The organism is Wenzhouxiangella sp. XN201 (assembly GCF_011008905.1).
Taxonomy (GTDB): Bacteria; Pseudomonadota; Gammaproteobacteria; order Xanthomonadales; family Wenzhouxiangellaceae; genus Wenzhouxiangella.
The window spans coordinates 248,155-267,390 of record NZ_JAAIVI010000017.1; the positions used below are offsets into that span (position 1 = coordinate 248,155).

Annotated in this window: 16 protein-coding genes; 11 read left to right on the forward strand and 5 right to left on the reverse strand. The window is 64.4% G+C overall.

Annotated elements, in window-relative coordinates; all coding sequences use genetic code 11:
• Nucleotides 1-281 precede the first annotated feature (281 nt).
• The 6 genes from cutA (at nucleotide 282) to accC (ending at nucleotide 5,782) form a co-directional block, all read left to right on the forward strand.
• Nucleotides 282-602 (forward strand): divalent-cation tolerance protein CutA, encoded by a 321-nt coding sequence (gene cutA / locus G4Y73_RS01690; RefSeq protein WP_164228740.1) that lies wholly within the window; start codon nucleotides 282-284, stop codon nucleotides 600-602.
• Nucleotides 599-2,848 (forward strand): protein-disulfide reductase DsbD, encoded by a 2,250-nt coding sequence (dsbD, locus tag G4Y73_RS01695; RefSeq protein ID WP_164228742.1) that lies wholly within the window; start codon nucleotides 599-601, stop codon nucleotides 2,846-2,848. The genes cutA and dsbD overlap by 4 nt, the downstream gene beginning before the upstream one ends.
• Nucleotides 2,845-3,381, forward strand: a complete 537-nt coding sequence (locus G4Y73_RS01700; RefSeq protein ID WP_164228744.1) for a TlpA disulfide reductase family protein — start codon at nucleotides 2,845-2,847, stop codon at nucleotides 3,379-3,381. The genes dsbD and G4Y73_RS01700 overlap by 4 nt, the downstream gene beginning before the upstream one ends.
• Nucleotides 3,382-3,502: 121 nt before the next feature.
• Entirely contained in the window at nucleotides 3,503-3,949 is a 447-nt protein-coding gene (aroQ, locus tag G4Y73_RS01705; protein ID WP_164228746.1) for a type II 3-dehydroquinate dehydratase, read from the forward strand.
• A gap of 3 nt (nucleotides 3,950-3,952) precedes the next feature.
• A complete protein-coding gene (gene accB, locus G4Y73_RS01710; protein WP_164228748.1) occupies nucleotides 3,953-4,429 on the forward strand; it encodes an acetyl-CoA carboxylase biotin carboxyl carrier protein in 477 nt (158 codons plus the stop codon).
• 6 nt (nucleotides 4,430-4,435) lie between these two features.
• Nucleotides 4,436-5,782, forward strand: coding sequence for an acetyl-CoA carboxylase biotin carboxylase subunit (gene accC, locus G4Y73_RS01715; RefSeq protein WP_164228750.1), 1,347 nt, complete (start codon nucleotides 4,436-4,438; stop codon nucleotides 5,780-5,782).
• A 187-nt stretch (nucleotides 5,783-5,969) separates the two neighbouring features.
• Here accC and G4Y73_RS01720 read toward each other — a convergent pair whose 3' ends face one another.
• The 5 genes from G4Y73_RS01720 to G4Y73_RS01740 all read right to left on the reverse strand — a co-directional run bounded on the left by G4Y73_RS01720 (nucleotide 5,970) and on the right by G4Y73_RS01740 (nucleotide 15,271).
• Nucleotides 5,970-6,443, reverse strand: a complete 474-nt coding sequence (locus G4Y73_RS01720; protein WP_164228752.1) for a chemotaxis protein CheW — start codon at nucleotides 6,441-6,443, stop codon at nucleotides 5,970-5,972.
• Between the two features lie 8 nt (nucleotides 6,444-6,451).
• Complete coding sequence (locus G4Y73_RS01725; protein ID WP_164228754.1) at nucleotides 6,452-11,956, reverse strand: Hpt domain-containing protein; 5,505 nt, start codon at nucleotides 11,954-11,956, stop codon at nucleotides 6,452-6,454.
• A 94-nt stretch (nucleotides 11,957-12,050) separates the two neighbouring features.
• On the reverse strand, nucleotides 12,051-14,078 hold the full coding sequence (locus G4Y73_RS01730; RefSeq protein WP_346426812.1) for a methyl-accepting chemotaxis protein: 2,028 nt from the start codon (nucleotides 14,076-14,078) through the stop codon (nucleotides 12,051-12,053).
• Between the two features lie 150 nt (nucleotides 14,079-14,228).
• Entirely contained in the window at nucleotides 14,229-14,807 is a 579-nt protein-coding gene (locus G4Y73_RS01735) for a chemotaxis protein CheW (RefSeq protein ID WP_164228756.1), read from the reverse strand.
• A gap of 32 nt (nucleotides 14,808-14,839) precedes the next feature.
• The gene (locus G4Y73_RS01740; protein WP_164228758.1) at nucleotides 14,840-15,271 is read right to left on the reverse strand and encodes a response regulator; all 432 of its coding nucleotides are present in this window, start codon (nucleotides 15,269-15,271) and stop codon (nucleotides 14,840-14,842) included.
• Nucleotides 15,272-15,456: 185 nt separating this feature from the next.
• Here G4Y73_RS01740 and gshB point away from each other — a divergent pair, with 185 nt between their 5' ends.
• The 5 genes from gshB to G4Y73_RS01765 all read left to right on the forward strand — a co-directional run bounded on the left by gshB (nucleotide 15,457) and on the right by G4Y73_RS01765 (nucleotide 19,216).
• Nucleotides 15,457-16,395 carry a glutathione synthase gene (gene gshB / locus G4Y73_RS01745; RefSeq protein ID WP_164228760.1) on the forward strand — a complete coding sequence of 313 codons (939 nt, stop codon included), beginning with the start codon at nucleotides 15,457-15,459 and terminating at the stop codon, nucleotides 16,393-16,395.
• 5 nt (nucleotides 16,396-16,400) lie between these two features.
• A complete protein-coding gene (locus G4Y73_RS01750) occupies nucleotides 16,401-17,258 on the forward strand; it encodes an energy transducer TonB (RefSeq protein ID WP_164228762.1) in 858 nt (285 codons plus the stop codon).
• 110 nt (nucleotides 17,259-17,368) lie between these two features.
• Nucleotides 17,369-17,890 carry a YqgE/AlgH family protein gene (locus G4Y73_RS01755; RefSeq protein WP_164231167.1) on the forward strand — a complete coding sequence of 174 codons (522 nt, stop codon included), beginning with the start codon at nucleotides 17,369-17,371 and terminating at the stop codon, nucleotides 17,888-17,890.
• Entirely contained in the window at nucleotides 17,883-18,320 is a 438-nt protein-coding gene (gene ruvX, locus G4Y73_RS01760) for a Holliday junction resolvase RuvX (protein WP_164228764.1), read from the forward strand. Before G4Y73_RS01755 ends, ruvX begins: the two co-directional genes overlap by 8 nt.
• A complete protein-coding gene (locus G4Y73_RS01765; RefSeq protein WP_164228766.1) occupies nucleotides 18,317-19,216 on the forward strand; it encodes an aspartate carbamoyltransferase catalytic subunit in 900 nt (299 codons plus the stop codon). The genes ruvX and G4Y73_RS01765 overlap by 4 nt, the downstream gene beginning before the upstream one ends.
• Nucleotides 19,217-19,236: the final 20 nt, after the last annotated feature.

Consider the following 19,236-nt stretch of genomic DNA (forward strand, 5'->3'; position numbering starts at 1 on the left):
TTTCTCCCTGTCGTTATACAGTTGATTGTGATGTGACAGACCACCCGGCCCGGTTCGAACCGTACCGGCTGGCCCTGTCTGACCTGGAGGCGCGCCGCGCGAAACGATGCTTCGCCGCGAAAGCGCCGACACGCTTGCGAAATGGAGCCCGTGAATGCGCATTTCAAGTGGTTTCGTGGGCGTGCCGAGAGATTTTTGTGCCGCCATCGTCGGCCTGTCAGAATATGGGCCGCTCGCGTCGATATTGCGGGCAGCACATTCACGCTGGAGTGCGGTGAACCATGAGCGATGAAATCTGTCTGGTGCTGACGACCTGCCCCGACCGGGAAACGGCCGAACGTCTGTCGGCCATGCTGGTCGAACAACGGCTGGCGGCCTGTGTGTCGGCCGGTGCGGTGGTCACCTCGATCTATCCCTGGCAGGGCGCGATCGAAACCGAAAGCGAGATTCCGTTGACCATCAAGACGACCCGGGCACGGGTGCACGCCCTCAAGAACGAACTGGTCAGGCATCACCCCTACGAGGTGCCCGAAGTGCTCGTCGTTCCGGTGGCCGACGGGCTGGATGACTACCTGCAATGGATTAGGGACTGGGTTCAATGACAACAAGACGATTCCGGGCCGCTGCGCTGCTGGCCTGCCTCTGGCCGCTGGCGGTTTTCTCCCAGATCAGCCCTGACGATCTGCTCCCGGTCGAGGAAGCCTTTGCGCTTGAAGCCGATGCGCAGGCCGGCGCGCTCGTCCTGACCTGGGACATCGCCGAGGGCTATTACCTCTACCGCCATGCTTTCAAGGTCGAGCCCATCGGTGACGGTGTCGAACTTGGTGCGCCCGAGATACCGCCGGGCGAGGCGACGGTCGACGAGTTCTTCGGCGAGACCGAGACCTACCGCGATTCGGTCAGCATTCGCGTTCCGGTCGAGGCGGCCGGCGATGACGGCCAGGTCGGTGCCCGCGTGGCTTTTCAGGGCTGCGCCGACCTCGGCGTGTGCTATCCGCCGCATCGCCAGGAAGTCAGTGTCCGAATCCCGGGCGCCTCCGAAGGAGCGGCGGGCTCCGGCGGGCGTTCACCGTTTGCCGGCACCGGGCGCGGTTCGGGCGATGCCCTGGGCGCGCTGCTGGGCAGTCAGCGCCAGGCCCTTCCGGCCGAGGAGGCCTTCCGTATCGAGGCCATCGCCGACGGCGACGGCGGCATTCTCGTGCGGGCCACCGCGCAACCGGACTACTACCTGTACCGGGAGTCCTTCGATTTCAGCGTACGTGAGGATGACGTTAGCGTTACGGCCTTCGAGATGCCGCCGGGAGAACCCAAGACGGACGAGTACTTCGGCGACACATGGGTCTATTTCGGCGAGGTCGAGATTCCGGTCTCGCTGTCGCGCCCGGCCGGCGGGGCACGCGAACTGACGCTGGATGTGGCTTTCCAGGGCTGCCTCGATGAAGGCATCTGCTATCCGCCCATGGAGCGCAGCATTCCGGTTTCGATGCCGGCGGCGGACGCGGCCATCGGCGCCCCGGCCGAACGCGAACAACAGCCGGCGCCCAGCGTCGCCCCGGCTTCCGAGCAGGACCGGCTTGCCGCGGCGCTGGCTGGACGTCCGGTCGTGGCCATGAGCCTGTTTCTGCTCGCCGGCCTGCTGCTGGCCTTCACGCCCTGCGTGTTCCCGATGGTGCCGATCCTGTCCGGACTGATTGCCGGCGAGGGCGATCGCATGACCACCGGCCGGGCCTTCCGCCTGTCGCTGGTCTACGTACTGGCCATGGCCCTGGTCTATACCGCTTTTGGCGTGGTCGCCGGCTTGTTCGGTCAAAACCTGCAGGCGCTGTTCCAGCATCCGGTGGTTCTGGTGTCCTTCGCCGCCCTGTTCGTGGCCCTGGCCATGGCCATGTTCGGTTTCTACGAGCTGCAGCTGCCGTCCTGGCTGCAGACGCGCCTGAACGAGTGGTCCAATCGGGCCGAGGGCGGCACCCTGGCCGGTGCGGCCATCATGGGCGCGCTTTCGGCACTGATCGTCGGCCCCTGCGTCGCCCCCGCGCTGATGGGTGCGCTGATCTACATCGGCCAGACCGGCGATGCCGTGCTCGGCGGCCTGGCATTGTTTTCCATGGCCCTGGGCATGGGTATACCGCTGATCATCTGGGGAACTTCGGCCGGCAAACTGCTGCCGCGTGCCGGCGGCTGGATGAATGCCGTCAAGGCGGTGTTCGGTGTCGGCCTGCTGGCGCTGGCCATCTGGATGCTCGAGCGCATCCTGGCGCCTGCCACGGTGATGCTGCTCTGGGGCAGCCTGGCGATTGCCTGCGGCGTGTACCTCGGCGCACTCACCCGCCTGGAGCCGGCCGCGAGCGGCTGGCGCAAGTTGTGGCAGAGCCTGGGCGTGATCCTGCTGGTCGTCGGCATCGTACAGCTTATCGGTGCGGCCTCCGGCGGACGCGACTGGATGCGCCCGCTGCATCACCTGGCCGGCGGCGGCGCGGCGTCGAGCCAGGCGGCCGCGGTCGAGTTCCGCGAGGTACAGACCCTGGAACAATTGCAGGCCGCTGTGGCCGCTTCCGATCGGCCCGTTTTCCTCGACTTCTATGCCGACTGGTGCGTCGACTGCGTGCGCATGGAGCGACGCACCTTTACCGATCCCGGGGTGGCCGAACGAATGTCCGGATTCACCCTGCTCAAGTCCGACATCACCGCCTACAACGATGACCACAAGGCCATGTTGCAACACTTCGGCCTGATCGGTCCGCCGGCCTACCTGTTCTTTGCCGATGGCGAAGAGCTCGAGCGCTACCGTATGTTCGGGTTCATGGGTCCGGACGAGTTCGGTGCGCTCCTCGACGAGGTGGCGCGGTGACAGGTTGGCGGCTGTTCCTGACCGTCGCCGTGCTGGGCTTTGCCATCGGTGCCGGCCTGGCCTGGCTGACCAACCGCGATCAGGGCTTGCCCGATCCGGGCCAGGCCGGAGCAGGCGTCGGTGAAGCTCAGCCCGGCTTCAGCCACCGCAACCTGGCTGGAGAAACCGTCACCGACGCCGCCTTTGCCGACCACACGCTGCTGGTCAACTTCTGGGCCACGTGGTGTACACCCTGTCGGCGCGAGATGCCGGTGCTGCAAGACGCCAGCGAACGCCATGCGGACAAGCTGCGAGTGGTCGGCATCGCCCTCGACGACCCCGAACCGGTGGCGCGCTTCGTCGAGGAAATCGGCGTCGACTACCCGATCCTGGTCGGCCAGAACGACGTCATGGACACTCAGCGCGCCTGGGGCAACGATGCCGGCGCCTTGCCCTACACCGTCCTGGTCGACGCAGAGGGGACCGTTCGCTGGCAGCACTACGGCGAGGTCACCGCCGAGGAACTCGACGAGGTGCTGAGCGAAGTGCTCTGACTAGCAACCAGCCAACCAAACCCGACCATTCGCCACCGTATCTTCGCCGAACTCCACCGAACGTGTGGACATTTTCGGCTACATGCGGCACACTCGCGATTCTTTCATGGCAGGAGACGGCATGACCGCCGTTCTGGTCGTTCACGGTCCCAATCTGAACCTGCTTGGCGAGCGCGAGCCGGCGATTTACGGTAGCGAGACGCTCGCTTCGATCGACGCCGGCCTGGACGAGTTCGCATCAGGGCACGGCATTGTGCTGGAGACCTTCCAGTCCAATGCCGAGCACGAGCTGGTCGATCGCATCCAGGCTGCCCGATCGGACGGGACCGACTGGATCCTGATCAATCCGGCCGCATTCACGCACACCTCGGTGGCCCTGCGTGATGCGCTGGCTGCTGTTGATCTGCCTTTTATCGAAATTCATCTGAGTAACCCGCATCGCCGCGAACCGTTCCGGCACCGCTCATACTTCAGCGATCTTGCCTTTGGCGTGATCAGCGGATTCGGGGCGGATTCCTACCGGCTGGCGCTGCAAGCTGTCATCAACAGAACTAATGCTTCGGGATAGTCCATGGATCTGAGAAAAATCAAGAAACTGATCGAACTGCTCGAGGAATCCGAGCTGGCGGAAATCGAAATTCACGAAGGTGAGGAGTCGGTTCGACTGATTCGCCATCATGCCCAGCAGGCTGGCGCCCAAGCCACGCAGATTCCGGTGCAGGCGCCTCCGCAGCCGGCCCAGCAGGCAGCACCTGCGCCCTCGGAGTCGGCTCCGGCCGAAGCCGGAAAGGATGAAGCGCTGCCCGAAGGCGAAATCGTGCGCTCGCCGATGGTCGGTACGTTCTACAACTCGCCCAATCCGGAATCGGAGCCCTTCGTTCGCGAGGGCAGCACGGTCTCGGCCGGCGACACCCTGTGCCTGGTCGAGGCGATGAAGATGTTCAATCAGATCGAGGCGGAATTTGGCGGCAAGGTGGTCGCCGTGCTGGTCGAGGACGGCCAGCCCGTCGAGTTCGACGAGCCCCTGTTCGTGATCCGGAAGGCCTGACGCACCATGGCACCGTTCAAGAAGGTACTGATCGCCAACCGTGGCGAGATCGCGCTGCGCATTCTGCGGGCTTGTCACGCCATGGGTATTCGCACCGTGGCCGTGCACTCGACCGTCGATCGCAATCTCAAGCACGTCGGTATGGCCGACGAGTCGGTCTGCATCGGACCGCCGCCTGCCAACCAGAGCTATCTCAACGTTCCGGCCATCGTGGCGGCCATGGAGGTGACCGACGCTGAGGCCGTGCATCCCGGTTACGGTTTCCTGGCGGAGAATGCCGATTTTGCCGAGCGCATCGAGGAGTCGGGTTTCACGTTCATCGGACCGCGCGCCGAAACGATCCGGCTGATGGGCGACAAGGTGTCTGCCATCAATGCCATGCGGCAAGCCGGCGTGCCCTGCGTGCCCGGCTCCAACGGCCCGCTCGACGATGACGACCGGCGCTCGCGCAAGCTGGCCGACGAAATCGGCTACCCGGTGCTGATCAAGGCGGCGGCCGGCGGCGGCGGGCGCGGCATGCGCGTGGTCGAGCGCCCGGAGGACCTGATCAAGTCGATCAGCCTCACGCGCCAGGAAGCGCGCAGCGGCTTCGGCGACCCGACTGTCTACATGGAAAAGTTCCTGACCAACCCGCGTCATGTCGAGATCCAGGTGTTGGCCGACAGCCACGGCAATGCCGTGCACCTGGGCGAGCGCGACTGCTCGATGCAGCGCCGCCACCAGAAGGTCATCGAGGAAGCGCCGGCGCCCGGCATCACGCCCGACGAGCGTGCGCACATCGGCAAGATCTGCACCGATGCCTGCAAGCGCATCGGCTATCTCGGCGCGGGAACCTTCGAGTTCCTCTACGAGGACGGCGAGTTCTATTTCATCGAGATGAACACGCGCATCCAGGTCGAGCATCCGGTCACCGAATGCGTGACCGGACTGGACCTGATCCGCGCCCAGATCCTGGCGGCCGCCGGCGAGAAGCTGCCGTTCACGCAGGAGGACGTGAAGATCCAGGGCCATGCCGTGGAGTGCCGTATCAACGCCGAGGATCCGGTAAAGTTCATCCCGCAGCCGGGCACCATCGAGGCCTTTCACGCGCCCGGCGGCCCGGGCATCCGGGTGGACTCACATATCTACGACGGCTACAAGGTGCCGCCCAATTACGACTCGATGATTGGGAAATTGATCGCCTACGGCGAAACACGCGGGGCCGCCATCGAGCGCATGCGCGTCGCGCTCGACGAGATCGTTCTCAAGGGTGTGGTTACCAACATCCCGCTGCACCAGCGCCTGATGCGCGACTCCGGCTTCCGCCAGGGTGGGACGAACATCCACTACCTGGAGAAGCTGCTCAAACCCTGAGTCCGTCGAGGAATTGGAAAAGCTTGAACTGCTAAGACGCAAAGAAGAACAAAGAAACCACGGAAAACACGGAAGTCACGGAATAAGAAGTTCTTTATTCGAGATTCCGTGTGTTCCGTGCCTTCCGTGGTTACAAGGTTTCTGTCTTTCGTATTTTCTTTGCGTCTAAGCGGTTGTGCTTTGGACGTTAGCTGGTCAGCGGCAAGGCACCAAATGCTGCATGGGCGACGAGGTGGCCCAGGCGGTCGAGATCGGGGATAACCGCTTCGCGGCCATCGACCTGGACGCGGCCGGCCACGGCGATCGGGTTGGTTTCGGTCGGCACTTCTTCGAGATTGTCCTCGGTGACCGTTGTGAGCTTGGGGTGGCCCTGCGCGAGGATCGCCATGTAGGGCATGCGATCGGTGTCGATCAGGGTCTTGATGATGCAAAGCCGCGAGCCGTTCGTCTTTTCCTTTTCCGCTTCTTCGATCAAATGCGCATAGCTGATCACCGGCACTTGCCAGCCGTGCCAGAGCACGGTGCCCAGCACCCACTCGGCGGCCTCAGGAATCGGCTCGGGTTCGGAGTAGCTCACCACTTCGGCCACGCTGGCGTTGGGGATGAGGACATCGATGCCAGTCAAGGGCACCATCACGCTTCGAATTTCGGTTTCTGACATGCTCGGACTCATCCTTGCGGCACGGGCAGCTTGAGGCGGTCGAAGACCTCTTCGACCAGATCGCCTTCCTGGTAGGGCTTGGTCAGGTAACCGTCGACGCCCAGCTCCTTGGCGTGCTGGCGGTGCTTTTCGCCACTGCGCGATGTGATCATCACCATCGGCACATGCTTCAGGCGCGGATCGTTGCGAACGTGGGTGGCCAGCTCATAACCATCCATGCGCGGCATCTCGATGTCGAGCAGGATCAGGTCGGGCACCCGTTCGAACATGCTCTCGACCGCGTCGAGTCCGTCGCGGGCTGTGACGACTTCCAGACCACGGTGTTCAAGCACGCGCGCGGTCACGCGTCGCATCGTGATCGAATCATCAACCACCATCACCAGCGGCGTGCGCTTGACTTCCTGCGCCTGGCTTTCGGCATGCTCGTATTCACCCTCGTGACCCGGCAGCAGGTCGCGGTCGAAGGCGCGGCGGATCAGCGGGCCCATGTCGAGAATCGGGATGACCTGGCCGTCGCCGGTGATGGTGCCGCCAAGAATGCCGGTAATCGAGCTGACCTGCGGCCCGACCGGCTTGATCACGATTTCACGATGCCCCTGCAGTTCGCTCACACGCAGTGCGGCGCGGTGCTCGCCGGCCTCGATCATCAGCAGCGACAGGGTGTGGTCGGGCAGATCCTCGGCCGTGAAGCCAAGCTGCGTTTCGAGCTCAAGCAGCGGGTAGTGGTCGCCGGCGTATTCCTGGTGCGGCTCGGCGGAGTTGATCTGGCGCTCCCACTCGCTCGGCAGCATGCGGGTGACCCCGCGAACCGACTGCAGCGGGATGGCAAACTGGCGGTCGGAAACGCGCACCATGATGGCCTGCATGACCGTCAGTGAGAGCGGAATGCGAATGGTGAAGCTGGAGCCTTTTCCGGGTTCGCTCTGAGCGGCGACGCTGCCACCGATCTGGCGCACCTCATTGGCGACCACATCCATGCCGATTCCGCGTCCGGCCAGTTCGCTGACTTCGGTTGCCGTGCTGAAACCCGGTCGGAAGATGAGCTGTGACAACTCGCGTTCGCTGGCCTGCTCGGGGTTGACGAGCAGGCCCTTCTCGGCGCCCCGTCGGCGAATGGCGTCGAAGTCGAAACCGGCGCCATCGTCGGAAACGCGCAATACCAGTTCGGTGGCCTCGCGGCTGACGTCGACGTGAATGGTCCCGGTTTCCGGCTTGCCGGCCTTGCGCCGCTGTTCGGGCGATTCGATGCCGTGGCTGACTGAGTTGCGCAGCAGGTGTTCCATGGGCGCCGTGATGCGGTCGAGGACGTTGCGGTCGAGCTCGCCCTCGCCCTCGATGTCGACCTTGAGCTGAGCCTGCCGGTCGAGTTCACGAGAAGCGTTGCGAATCACGCGACGGAAGCGCGGCAGCAGGGTGCCGAAGGCCACCATGCGGGCCTGCATCAAGCCTTCCTGCAATTCGGTATTGACCCGCGATTGCTGCATCAGCAGGGTTTCGGACTGGCGCGTGGCATCGTCGAGGATGGTGGTCAGGCTGGTCAAGTCGCTGACCGATTCGCCCAGCGCACGCGACAGCTGCTGGATGGTCGAGTAGCGGTCAAGTTCAAGCGGGTCGAAGGTTTCGTCGGTCGGCCCGTGCTCGCGCTCATAACGGGCCAGAATCTGTGCCTCGGTCTCGATTTCCAGTTTTCTGAGCTGGTCGCGCAGGCGCAGGACCGTTTCGTCGACTTCGGCCACGTTATTGCGGAAGACGTTGATCTGCTCTTCCAGGCGCGAGCGGAAAATGCTGATCTCGCCGGCGAAGTTGACCAATTCATCGACCAGGTTGGCCGGCACGCGCAGGGTTTCGGTTCGGGACACGTCGCTTGCCGCCTGATCGGGTCGCTCGGTGGCGACTTCTTCCTCGATCAGTTCCGGCAGCTCTTCGACTTCCTCGAATGCCTCGGCCCGCTCCGGGAACAGGCCGCCGGTGGGGGCCTTGGGCATCGGCTCGCGCTTGTCGACTGCCTCGACCATGGCATGCAGGTGGTCGCAGCCGGCTTCGAGTGCATCGATCCGCTCGGCGGTGGCGCGGTGCAGGCCGGCGGCGATGCCTTCCAGCAATTCCTCCATCACATGAGCGACTGACCCGATGGGATCGAGCCCGACCATGCGGGAGCTGCCCTTGATGGTATGCAGGTCGCGCTGCAGCCCGGTCACCAGTGCCTTGTCTTCCGGCGTCTCACGCCACTGCTGCAGCGAGTCGTCGGCGTGTTCGAGCACTTCGTGGGCTTCCTCGAGGAAGGCTTCGAGCAGGCTTTCGTCGACGTCGGCATAGAGTGCCTCGGCCGACTCGGTCTCGTCTTCTTCGGCGGCGTGTTCTTCGACTGACGATACCTCGGCCTCGTCCTCGTCGACGTCTTCTTCGACTTCGGCGAGCGCCTCTTCGGCAGCCTGCTCGTCTTGTGCTTCGTCGATATCGAGCGCTTCGGCTTCCTCCTGCTCGTCGGTCGACAGGTCTTCGATCTCGTCCGCGGACTCCGTTTCGGGCTCCGGCAGGGTTTCCTCGGGCGCTTCCTCGGTCTCCTCGGCCTGCTCGTCTTCGTCGGCGTGTGCGCCCTCGTCAGCCTCGGGTTCCTCAAGCTCGCTCGACGCCGCTTCGGTTCCTTCCGGCACGTCGGTATCGTCCATGCCGAAGACTTCGCCCGCATCGGCGTCGAAATCGACGGTCTCGCCGGCATCGGAACTGAATGCGGGTTCGTCGGCGTCGACCTCCTCTGGCTCGGGTTCGGCCGGCTTCTCGGCATGCGCGGGCGCTGCCGCCTGGCCTTCGCCGTAGGCCATGCCGTGCAGGCGGCGCAGTTCGTCGGTTAGTTCGGCGGTCTCGAATTCGCTGTCGTCGACATCACCGCCCTGGAGGCGGTCGAGACGCTTCTGGAACAGTTCCTGGCAAGCAATAATGGCCTCGAGGCCGGCCTCGTCGGGTGCTTCGCCGTCGTGGGCCAGTTCTTCAAGGTACTGCTCGAAGACCTGGGCGGTGTCGTTTTCGTTGCCAATCGGCGCCAGGCGCATGGTGCCTTTCATGGTGTGCACTGCACGCACCAGGCCATCGTCGACCAGTTGCGGCACGTCGGCATCGAGCGCCTGCTCGACCCAGTTGTCGAGGGTTTCGAGGTTTTCCGAAAGCTCCTTGACCATCAGTTCGATCAGGGTCGAATCGAGGCCCTCGACCTCGGCACCCCCGGCACTTCCCTGGGCGACCGGCGCTTCTTCGCCGGCAACGATGCGCTCGGCGCGGGTGGCCAGTTCGGAGCAGGCCGCCTCGTCGTATTCGGCCTCGCCCTCGCCGCTGAGCCGGGCGCGCATGCTCGGCAGCATCACCACGGCCGATTCGACCAGTTCGATGGTTCCCTCGCTGGCATCGAGTTGGCCTTCGAGCACCTGATTCATCAGGTTTTCGAATTGCCAGGCAAATTCGCCGATTTCCTCGGCCCCGGCCATCCGGCCCGAACCCTTGAGCGAGTGGAAGGAGCGCCGGATGGTGGTGAGCACTTCGTTGTCGTCCGGCTCCTTGCGCCAGCGCGGCAACATGGCCTGCAGGGTTTCGTGCTCCTGATCGAATTCCTCGAGGAAGATCTCGACGATGTCGAAATCGTCCATGCCACCCATGATGGCTTCGGCTGAAGGCTCTGCCGGTGTGTCTTCCGGTTCCGGCGCTTCGGTCTCGTCAACCTCTTCGGCTTCCGGCACCTCATCGGTTTCGTCCGCCTCGATCTTCGAGTCGTCCCACTCGTAATCGGCACTGTCGGCGTCGGCTTGCAGTGTCCCTTCTTCTGCCGCTTCCGAGCTGATCTCCGTCTCGTCGCCCGCCGCTGTCGAGTCCGGCCAGTAGCCAAGAGCCTCCAGACGCCTGCGCGTCTCGGCAAAGAAATTCCTGCCTTTCTCGTCGAGCCGTGTCCGCGCGTCGAAATAGAACTCCGAAACGGTCAACGCCTCGGCCAGGGTTTCGAGCTGCTCCGGGTCGGCCGAGTCGTGGTCGATCAGCTCGACCTGGACCAGGCGCGCGGCGGCGGTGAGCATGCCAGCGCCGTCATCGAGTTCGGCCATGGCCAGTACCGCGGCGATCCGTTCGAGCATTTCGTGCGCTTCGCGCCCGGCGTCGGCATCGGCCTTGCCGCGGTTGAGGGCATCGAGCAGGCTCTTGGCATGCGACAGGTCCTCGCCGGCTTCGACCAGCAGCTGCCTGATGACGCGACGCCATTCAGACGTGGGTAGCAGGGTGGCCGATTCGCCTTCGGATTCCGCCCCCGCCGCCACATCGTCGGCCACGGAGTAGTTCTCCTCGAGCTGCGATTCCACCACCAGGAGCTCACGCGCCACGGCCAGCAGGGCCGGGTCTTCGGGGTCCGAGCCGAGTTCTGACAGGCGGCCGGCCTGGTTCTTGATCCGGCCGGCCAGGTTCTCGAGACCCAGCATGGCCAGGCTTTCGCCGACTGATTCGAGCAGCTGGGTCTGTTGGTCGATCAAGTCCGGGTCGGCGCTGGATCGTTCGAGCTGCGTGCCCAGGGCGTCCTTGATTCGCGCCAGATCCTCGCGCGCCGCCTGCGTGACCGCGGCGAAGAGCGCGCGATTGCGCCCCGCCAGAAACGCTCCCGTCTGGCCGCTGGCGTCGAGTCCGTGCTCGTCCAGAGTGAATGCGGCGTAGGCTTCGCCGGCGATTTCGCCGCCAGGTTGCGCCTGGGACAGGTGAAGCAGGAAGCTGCGGCAGAGGTCGTCGGACTTCTCGTCTATCTCGACGTTGCCCTCGGCCAGTGACTTGAGCAGCGCATCGAGCCCGGCATACAGTCGGGCGATGTCCGGACTGCCCTCGATCTCGCCGTTGGCCAGCGCCTCGGAAACGGCAGCGGCAGCCCAGCCCGTGCGGCGAGCCGGTTGCGGCAGTCCGGCATGATCGCGCATTGCCAGCCCGACCGTGGTGAGTGAACGCAGCGCTTCGCCGTCGTGGTTATCGATCAGGAAACCGCGCAGGGCGTGCTGATAGTCGCGGCGCAGCGTCTCGGCCGAAGGGCCCTGCTCGCCCTCGGGCAATTCGACCGAGGCCAGCGGCGGCTGGAAAAAACGCGTTTCATCGAGCGGCGATTCGCCAATGACCGTGCGCAGGTTGTTGATGGTCGACAGCACCACCATCGGTGCATCACGACCGGTATTTTCCAGGTAGTCGAGGTAGTCCGGCAGAGTGGCCGCGGCGTCCATCAGGGCGTCGAGCGCTTCGCTTTCGCGCTCGAAATCACTCTCGCGAAGGGCCGCAAGCGTGCCGGCCATGGCCTCGCCCAGAAGCTCGCCGCTGTCGAACTCGAGCACCGACAGGCTGCCGGCAATGCGCCGGCTGGCCTCGATGGCGGCGTCGAGATCAGCCGGGTCGCGCTCATCGGCGGCGCCACTCCATCGCTCGACGGCCTGCATGATGTCCTGGCCCAACTCGTCGAGAAGCGGGCGGGTCCACTGCAGGGACTGATTGGTCGTCGAGCTGCTCATGTCGGCATGTGGTTCAATCGGCTACAACGCATGTCTTTCGGCCTCTGGGTACGCTGGCTTCGGACGGGCCGTTGAAGGCCCGCCCGCCGGGCGATCAGTCCTCGTCTTCGGGCAGCTTGAAGTCGGCCACCGAGTCGCGCAGTTCGCGTACCAGCTCAGCCAGGTTGGCCACCGACTTCGCCGTCTGGCCGGTACCTTCCGTGGTCTGGATGGAGATATCGCGAATCGAGTTCATCATCTGCGCGATGCGCGTTGCGTTCTTCGACTCCTTCTGGGCCTGCTGGGAAATCTGCTGAATCAGTCCCGCCAGGTCCTTGGACACGTTTTCAATGGACCCCAGCGCGTCACCGGCGTCCTCGGCGAGTCGCGCCCCGGAGACCACCTGCGAGGTCGTTTGCTCCATCGAGGTGACGGCCTCGGAAGTGTCGGCCTGAATGGTTTGCACCAGGGCCTCGATTCGCCGCGTGGCGTTGGTGGCGCGTTCGGCCAGGCGCTGGACTTCGTCAGCAACCACCGCGAAACCGCGGCCGGCGCCACCGGCCGAAGCGGCCTGAATGGCAGCGTTGAGGGCGAGCACGTTGGTCTGTTCGGAAATGCCGTTAATCAGTTCGACGATGTCGCCAATTTCCTGGGAGGACTCACCCAGTCGCTTGATTCGCTTGGATGTTTCCTGGATCTGGTCGCGAATGCTGTCCATGCCGGTGATTGTCTGGCGCACCATATCGGCGCCGCGGTTGGCGATCTCGACCGAGTTCTGTGCGACATCGGCCGACTCGCTGGAACGCTGGGCCATGTCATCGAAGGACTGCGCCATTTCGTTGATGGTTTCGGTGGCCGAACGAATCTCCTTCGCCTGGTGCTCGCTGGCCTCGGCCAGTTGCGTGGTGGTGGCCCGGGTTTCCTGGGCCTGGGCGGCCACCTGCTGGGCGGTGGTGTTGACGCCCGAGACCAGGTCGCGCAAGGCCTCCACGGCGTAGTTGACCGAGTCGGCGATGGCGCCGGTGACGTCCTCGGTCACGGTGGCCTGTACGGTCAGGTCACCGTCGGCGAGCGAGGACATTTCGTCGAGCAGTCGCAGAATGGCTTCCTGGTTTCGCTGGTTGACTGCGGCCGTCTGTTTCGCGGCGCGGCGCTGCTGGAAGTAGGCACCGGCACCGATCAGGAACAGGATCAACAGGGCACCGGCGGCCAGTGCCAGGCCGGCCAGCAGTGACGGCCACACAACGCCCTCGCCGAGGGTGGCGTAGTCGTTGGCCAGGTCACGAGCCTGGTCAGTAAGGTCCTCGGCGTCGAGGAAGATTTCATCGGCTGCGTCGCGCACCTCGAACAAGTCGGTCGAGGCCGTCAGGATGGTGTCGACGTCCAGTCGGATCTCCTCGAAGATCGGTACGACTTCGGCCAGTGCCTCGAGCACGCGGCTGTTGCGCACCGCCTGTAGACCAAGGCCCTCGTCGCCGTTGATCAGGCCCTGGAGCACGCGATCGAACAGGCTGGCGTCGCGGCTGAAGGCGTCGGCGGCGGTGATGGCGCCCTGGCCGCCAGCGAGGATGTCGTTGACGCGCCGGAGCATGCGGTCGGCCAGCGCGAGCTGCCGGCTGGCGACGTAGATCTGTACGGTCGGGGCGCCGGTTTCGATCATGCGCCGCACGACCTCGTCGGACTGGGCCTGGAGCTGCGGGATGTTGCCCGAAAACGCCGAGGCGGCGTCACCCAGTTCGACCACCAGGTCGGATCGATCGAGGATTCGAGAGGCATTGTTATCGATCCCCGACCAGATTTCCTCCAGCGTTGACAGTGGCGCATTGACCCGGTCCGGCGAGGGCGGCAGATTGGTTTCCGGGTTGCCATTGCGCAGTTCGTCGATCGACTGGTCGATGATGTTGCGCGTCTCGCGCAGCTCGTCGAAAGCGTCGAAGTTGCCCACGGCGGCTTCACCGGCCGCTTTGGCCAGCTGCTGGGCACGCACCTGGATCTCCGTGGTCAGGCCCAGATACTGGGTTTCCTGCACGTTGCGCTGGTTGAGCAGGTAGAAGTTGTATGCCACCAGACCCAGCAGGGCCACCAGCAGGATGAACAACAGGGACTGTGCTGGAGACAGTCGCTGCTGCATTGTTTGAGTCACGACGCTACTCATGCCTTCACCTCATTGTTGGATCTTGCGGGGCTGCAAGGCGTCAGGCCAGTCGCCGGGCAGCCGTAGGTTTTCGGTTCATTCGGGCGCAATCCGGCCGGCTGGGCCACAAATCGCCGCGCCCGATATCGGAGTCGAGTCTCAGTCATCGCGTGCACCATTGACGAATGCCTGGTTGCGCTGCAGGGCATCAATCTCGAGCACGCCCCAGTTGCGTTCACTGGTTTCGAATTGCTTTTCGACCAGGCCGGCCAGGGGTGTTTCGCCCCAGCTTGAGTCGGCCTTGAGGTCATTGGTGTGAAAATGGCGCTGGCCGAACACCTCGTCGACCATGAGTCCGGCCAGGCGTCCCTGCAGGCGCGTCATGATCAGGCGCGTGCGATTGGTGATCGGGGTGCGGCTGCCGAACAGGAACCAGCCGAGGTCCGAAACCGGGGCCAGGTTGCCGCGTACATTGGCGATACCCAGCAGCCACTCCTTGGCGCCCGGGATGGGCGTAAAACTCGGAAAGGCGATGATTTCGTCGACCTGGTCGATTCGGCAGGTCAGGTAGTGATCGCCCAGTCGAAAGACCACGCCATCCCAGTTGCTGATCTGCTGCTGTCTGGCAGCCTCGCCAACGTCGTGGCCGAGGCTCCTGCGCTCATATTCGGACAGCCTGGCGAAAAGCGACAGGCGCCCTGATTCGGCTGCGGTTGAAAGTTGCTGGTCCCCTTGCATCGTCCCTCTCGAATTTCCTTGCACGGCCAGGCTCAGGCAGCCTCGTGGCGATCAAGCTGATCCCTGACGGTGCTGAGCAGCTCATCCCGGGTAAACGGTTTGGTCAGGTAATGGTCGGAGCCGACGATGCGGCCCCGCGCCTTGTCGAACAATCCGTCCTTGCTGGTCAGCATGACTACGGGAACGTCCCTGAAGCGCGCGTTGTTCTTGATGATGGCGCAGGTCTGGTAGCCGTCCAGACGCGGCATCATGATATCGACGAAAATCAGGTCCGGCTCGTGCTTGTGAATCAGCGCCAGGGCCTCGAAACCGTCATTGGCCGTGATTACTTCGCAGCCCTCGCGGCTGAGCATCGTTTCCGCGGAACGACGGATCGTGCGGCTGTCGTCGATCAGGAGGACTTTCAGCCCTTCCAGATCGTTCGACCCGTTTCCCCCTGTTTCCGTGTTCTGTTCGTCGCTCATCGTCCACCCGAAGCTGCTGATATCAGTGATTACAGACCATAGCGGCCTAGGTTAGTCTAACTCTGACCGATTTACCAATCCAGTAGAATTGTGTCACAGAAGTCCATGGGTTTACGGGAGTTTTTCCGGATACCCGGCCACCGGACCCAACCTGACCGCGGTCAGTCTGACTCAACGGAGCTCGCATGCGCAACAACCTCGTGGTCGTCATGGACGACATTTCGGCCATCAACATCGTCAAGGACACCTCGTTTGCCATGCTTCTCGAGGGGCAGCGCCGTGGCTATCGCCTGTGGTACCTGGGCGACACCGATCTGTTTCTGGACGGGGCCGTGGTGCACGCCCGGATGCGCCCGGTGACAGTACGCGACGATCCGTCGGACTGGTTCGAACTCGGCGCACCGATCACGCGGCCGCTGGGGGAGGATGACCTGGTTCTGATGCGTTCCGACCCGCCGGTCGATACCAACTACCTGATGGCCACGTACCTGCTGGAGCGCGCCGAGACGGCCGGGGCGAAGGTGGTTAACCGACCGCAAGCGCTGCGCGATTTCAACGAAAAGCTGGCCATTGCCCATTTTCCCGATCTGATCCCCGACACCCTGGTCAGCGCCGATGCGGCATCCTTGCGCGATTTCGTCGGCCGTGCCGGCCGGGCGGTGCTCAAGCCGCTCGACGGCATGGGCGGGAAAAGCGTGTTCCTGAGCGAAGACGGGGACCGCAATCTCAACGTGATCATCGAGACCCTGACCGACAGCGGGCAACGCCTGGCCATGGCCCAGGAGTACCTGCCGGCCATCGACCAGGGCGACAAGCGCATACTGCTGGTGCACGGGAAGCCGATCGAGTATCTGTTGGCCCGCATACCCGGGCAGGAAGACTTCCGGGGCAACCTGGCGCGTGGCGGTCGCGGCGAAGGCCAGCCGCTGGGCGAGGCCGACCGCCGCATCGCCGCAACCGTCGGCCCGGTACTGCTCGAGCACGGCATCGAATTTGCCGGCCTGGACGTGATCGGCGACCGTCTCACCGAAGTCAACGTCACCTCGCCGACCTGCGTGCGGGAACTGGATGCACAGTTCGGCATCAACATCAGTGGTGAACTGTTCGATGCTATCGACCCATGACTGCCATGTCCGCGAAACCACGCGGTAGTGATTCCCTGGCCATCGCCGCGGCGGTGGCTGTCGGCCTGCACGCGGCCATCATCGGCCTGGTGCATTTCGAGTTTCTGGGCGAGCGCCCGGACGATGTCCCCAGCAGTCTCGATGTCGTGCTGGTCGAATGGGCCACCGAGGAGGCGCCCGAGGAAGCGGATTTCCTGGCCCAGGCCAATCAGCGCGGTACCGGAACTACCGAGGAGGCCGAGCGGCCGGCCGAGCCGATGACGCCCAGCACGGATCCGGCTGATGGCGAGATCGAACGCGAGCAGACCGACGCTGCGCAGGATGAGCCCGAATCCAGCCCCGAAACGGTGCAGGTCGAAGACAGCCAACAGCCCGAACCCGTGGCCGAAGCCAGCGAGGATGACCCCGCGGTGGAAATTTCCACCAGCGAATTGATGGAGCAGGCCAGGGCAACGGCCCGGGTGTCGCACGAACGGATCAGCGATTCGGCCGATTTTGCCCAGCGCCCCCGGCGCAAGTTCATCTCGGCCAACACGCGCGAACATCTCTATGCCGGCTATATGCGCTCCTGGGTCGGAAAGGTCGAGCGCGTCGGCAATCTCAACTATCCCGAACGGGCACGCCGGCGTAACCTCGCCGGCTCCCTGGTGCTCAGCGTCGACGTGTTCGAAGACGGCAGTGTCGGTCGCATCCGGGTGCTGCGCTCGTCGGGCCACGATGTGCTTGATGAAGCGGCCGTGCGGATCGTGCGGCTGTCGTCGCCGTTCGCGCCACTGCCCGAGGAGATCCGGCGCGAGGTCGACGTGTTGACCATCACCCGCACCTGGCAGTTCTCGAGTTCCGGCGTGCTGCAGGGTGGATGATGGCGCACAGGGAACATTGATCAGGGGATCCCTGCCCCCCATATTGCCTAGGTGTCCACCCCGTATAGAATGTAATCGTGAGTTATCTTGAGCAGCAATTCCTGATCGCCATGCCGGGCATGGAAGACCCAAACTTCATGCGCGGAGTGACCCTGCTGTGCCAGCACAACGAAGAAGGCGCGCTGGGGATTACCGTCAACCGGCAATCGGAGTACGTGCTCGAGGACGTGCTTGAGCAGCTCAGCATCGAGTGTGATGACCCCGAGCTGGGCGGCATGCCGGTGTACACCGGCGGTCCGGTTCACCCCGAGCGCGGCTTTGTCCTGCACAGCCGCGATCGTAGCTGGGAAGCCACCGTCGAGGTGGGTGACGGCATCTGCGTGACCACCTCGCGCGACGTGCTCGAGGCGATTGCCGCGGGCGAAGGCCCGGAAAAGTTCCTGGTCGCACTCGGTTACTCCGGTTGGGAGTCCGGGCAGCTCGAAAACGAGATGCGCGAAAATGCCTGGCTGAGCGTGATGGCCAGCGCCGACATCATCTTCGATCTGCCGGTCGATGAGCGCTGGGAGCGGGCTGTCGCCCGCCTGGGCATTGACGTGTCCAGCCTGCAGCCGGCCGGCGGGCATGCCTGAGCCGGCGGGTACGCTGCTGGGAATCGATTTTGGACTGCGCACCGTGGGACTGGCGGTTGGCCACCATCTGACCGGATCGGCCCGTCCGCTCGAACCGATCCGCTATCGCGACACCGACAGCCTGATGGAGCAGCTCGATGACGTGCTATCGCAGTGGCGTCCGGCGCTGCTGGTCATCGGCCTTCCGCTGGGCGGCGACGGTGATGAGTCCGACATGAGCCGGCGCGTGCGGGATTTCGCCTCCCGGTTGGCCAAACGACATGACGCAATCGACATTCGTTTTCACGACGAGCGTCTGACTTCGCATGCCGCCGCCGAGCACCACGCCAGCCGCCGCCAGCAGGGGCGCGCCAAGCGCCGCGATGCCGAGCGACTCGACAGCGTGGCCGCCAGCCTGATCCTGGAATCCTGGATGGGGGAACATCCATGACGGACCGACATCTGCTCGATATCGACCGCTTGAGCGACAACGACATCGAGCACATTCTCAATCGGGCCTGCGCCCTGGCTGCAGGGGGTGAGGCCATGCAGGTGCGAGCGACTGTCGCCAACCTGTTCTACGAGCCCAGCACCCGCACCCGCGTGTCCTTCGAGCTGGCTGCCGGCCGCCTGGGCCTGCGGGTGGTCAACATCGAGCTTGAACACTCCTCGGCCACCAAGGGCGAGTCGCTGGAAGATACGGTGGCCACGCTGACAGCCATGGGGGTCGACGCCGTCGTGTTGCGGCATCCCGAAAGTCATCGGATCAGCCGGTTGGCAAAGGCGGTTAAGGGTGTGCACCTGGTCAATGCCGGCGACGGCACGCATGCGCATCCCAGCCAGGCGCTGCTGGACGCGGCCACGCTGCGGGCTCGCGGCATCGACTTCGCCCAGCTGAAGCTGGCCATCGTCGGCGATATCCGCCACTCCCGGGTGGCCGCATCCGGGCTGCGCCTGTGGCAGCGCCTGGGAGTGCCAGAGGTTCGCCTGGCCGGTCCGCCGGAACTGCTGCCCGAGCGTGCCCCGGTGCCGACTGCCAGCCTGCATGACAATCTCGCCGACGCCGTTCGCGGCGCCGACGTGGTGATGATGCTGCGCGTCCAGCACGAGCGCATGGACCGCGCCGGCTGGCCCGATCGCGAGTCTTATTCTGCCGACTGGGGTTTGAAGGAGGCCGACCTGGAGCAGGCTGCCCCGGACTGCCGGGTGATGCACCCGGGGCCGATCAATCGCGGTATGGAGATTGACGCCGCCGTGGCCGACGGCGAACGCTCGTTGATTCTCGAGCAGGTGAAGATGGGGGTTTTCGCCAGGATGGCGGTTTTTGAGTGGTTATTTGGGCGTTAGATTGGTTGATGCCGCTGGTC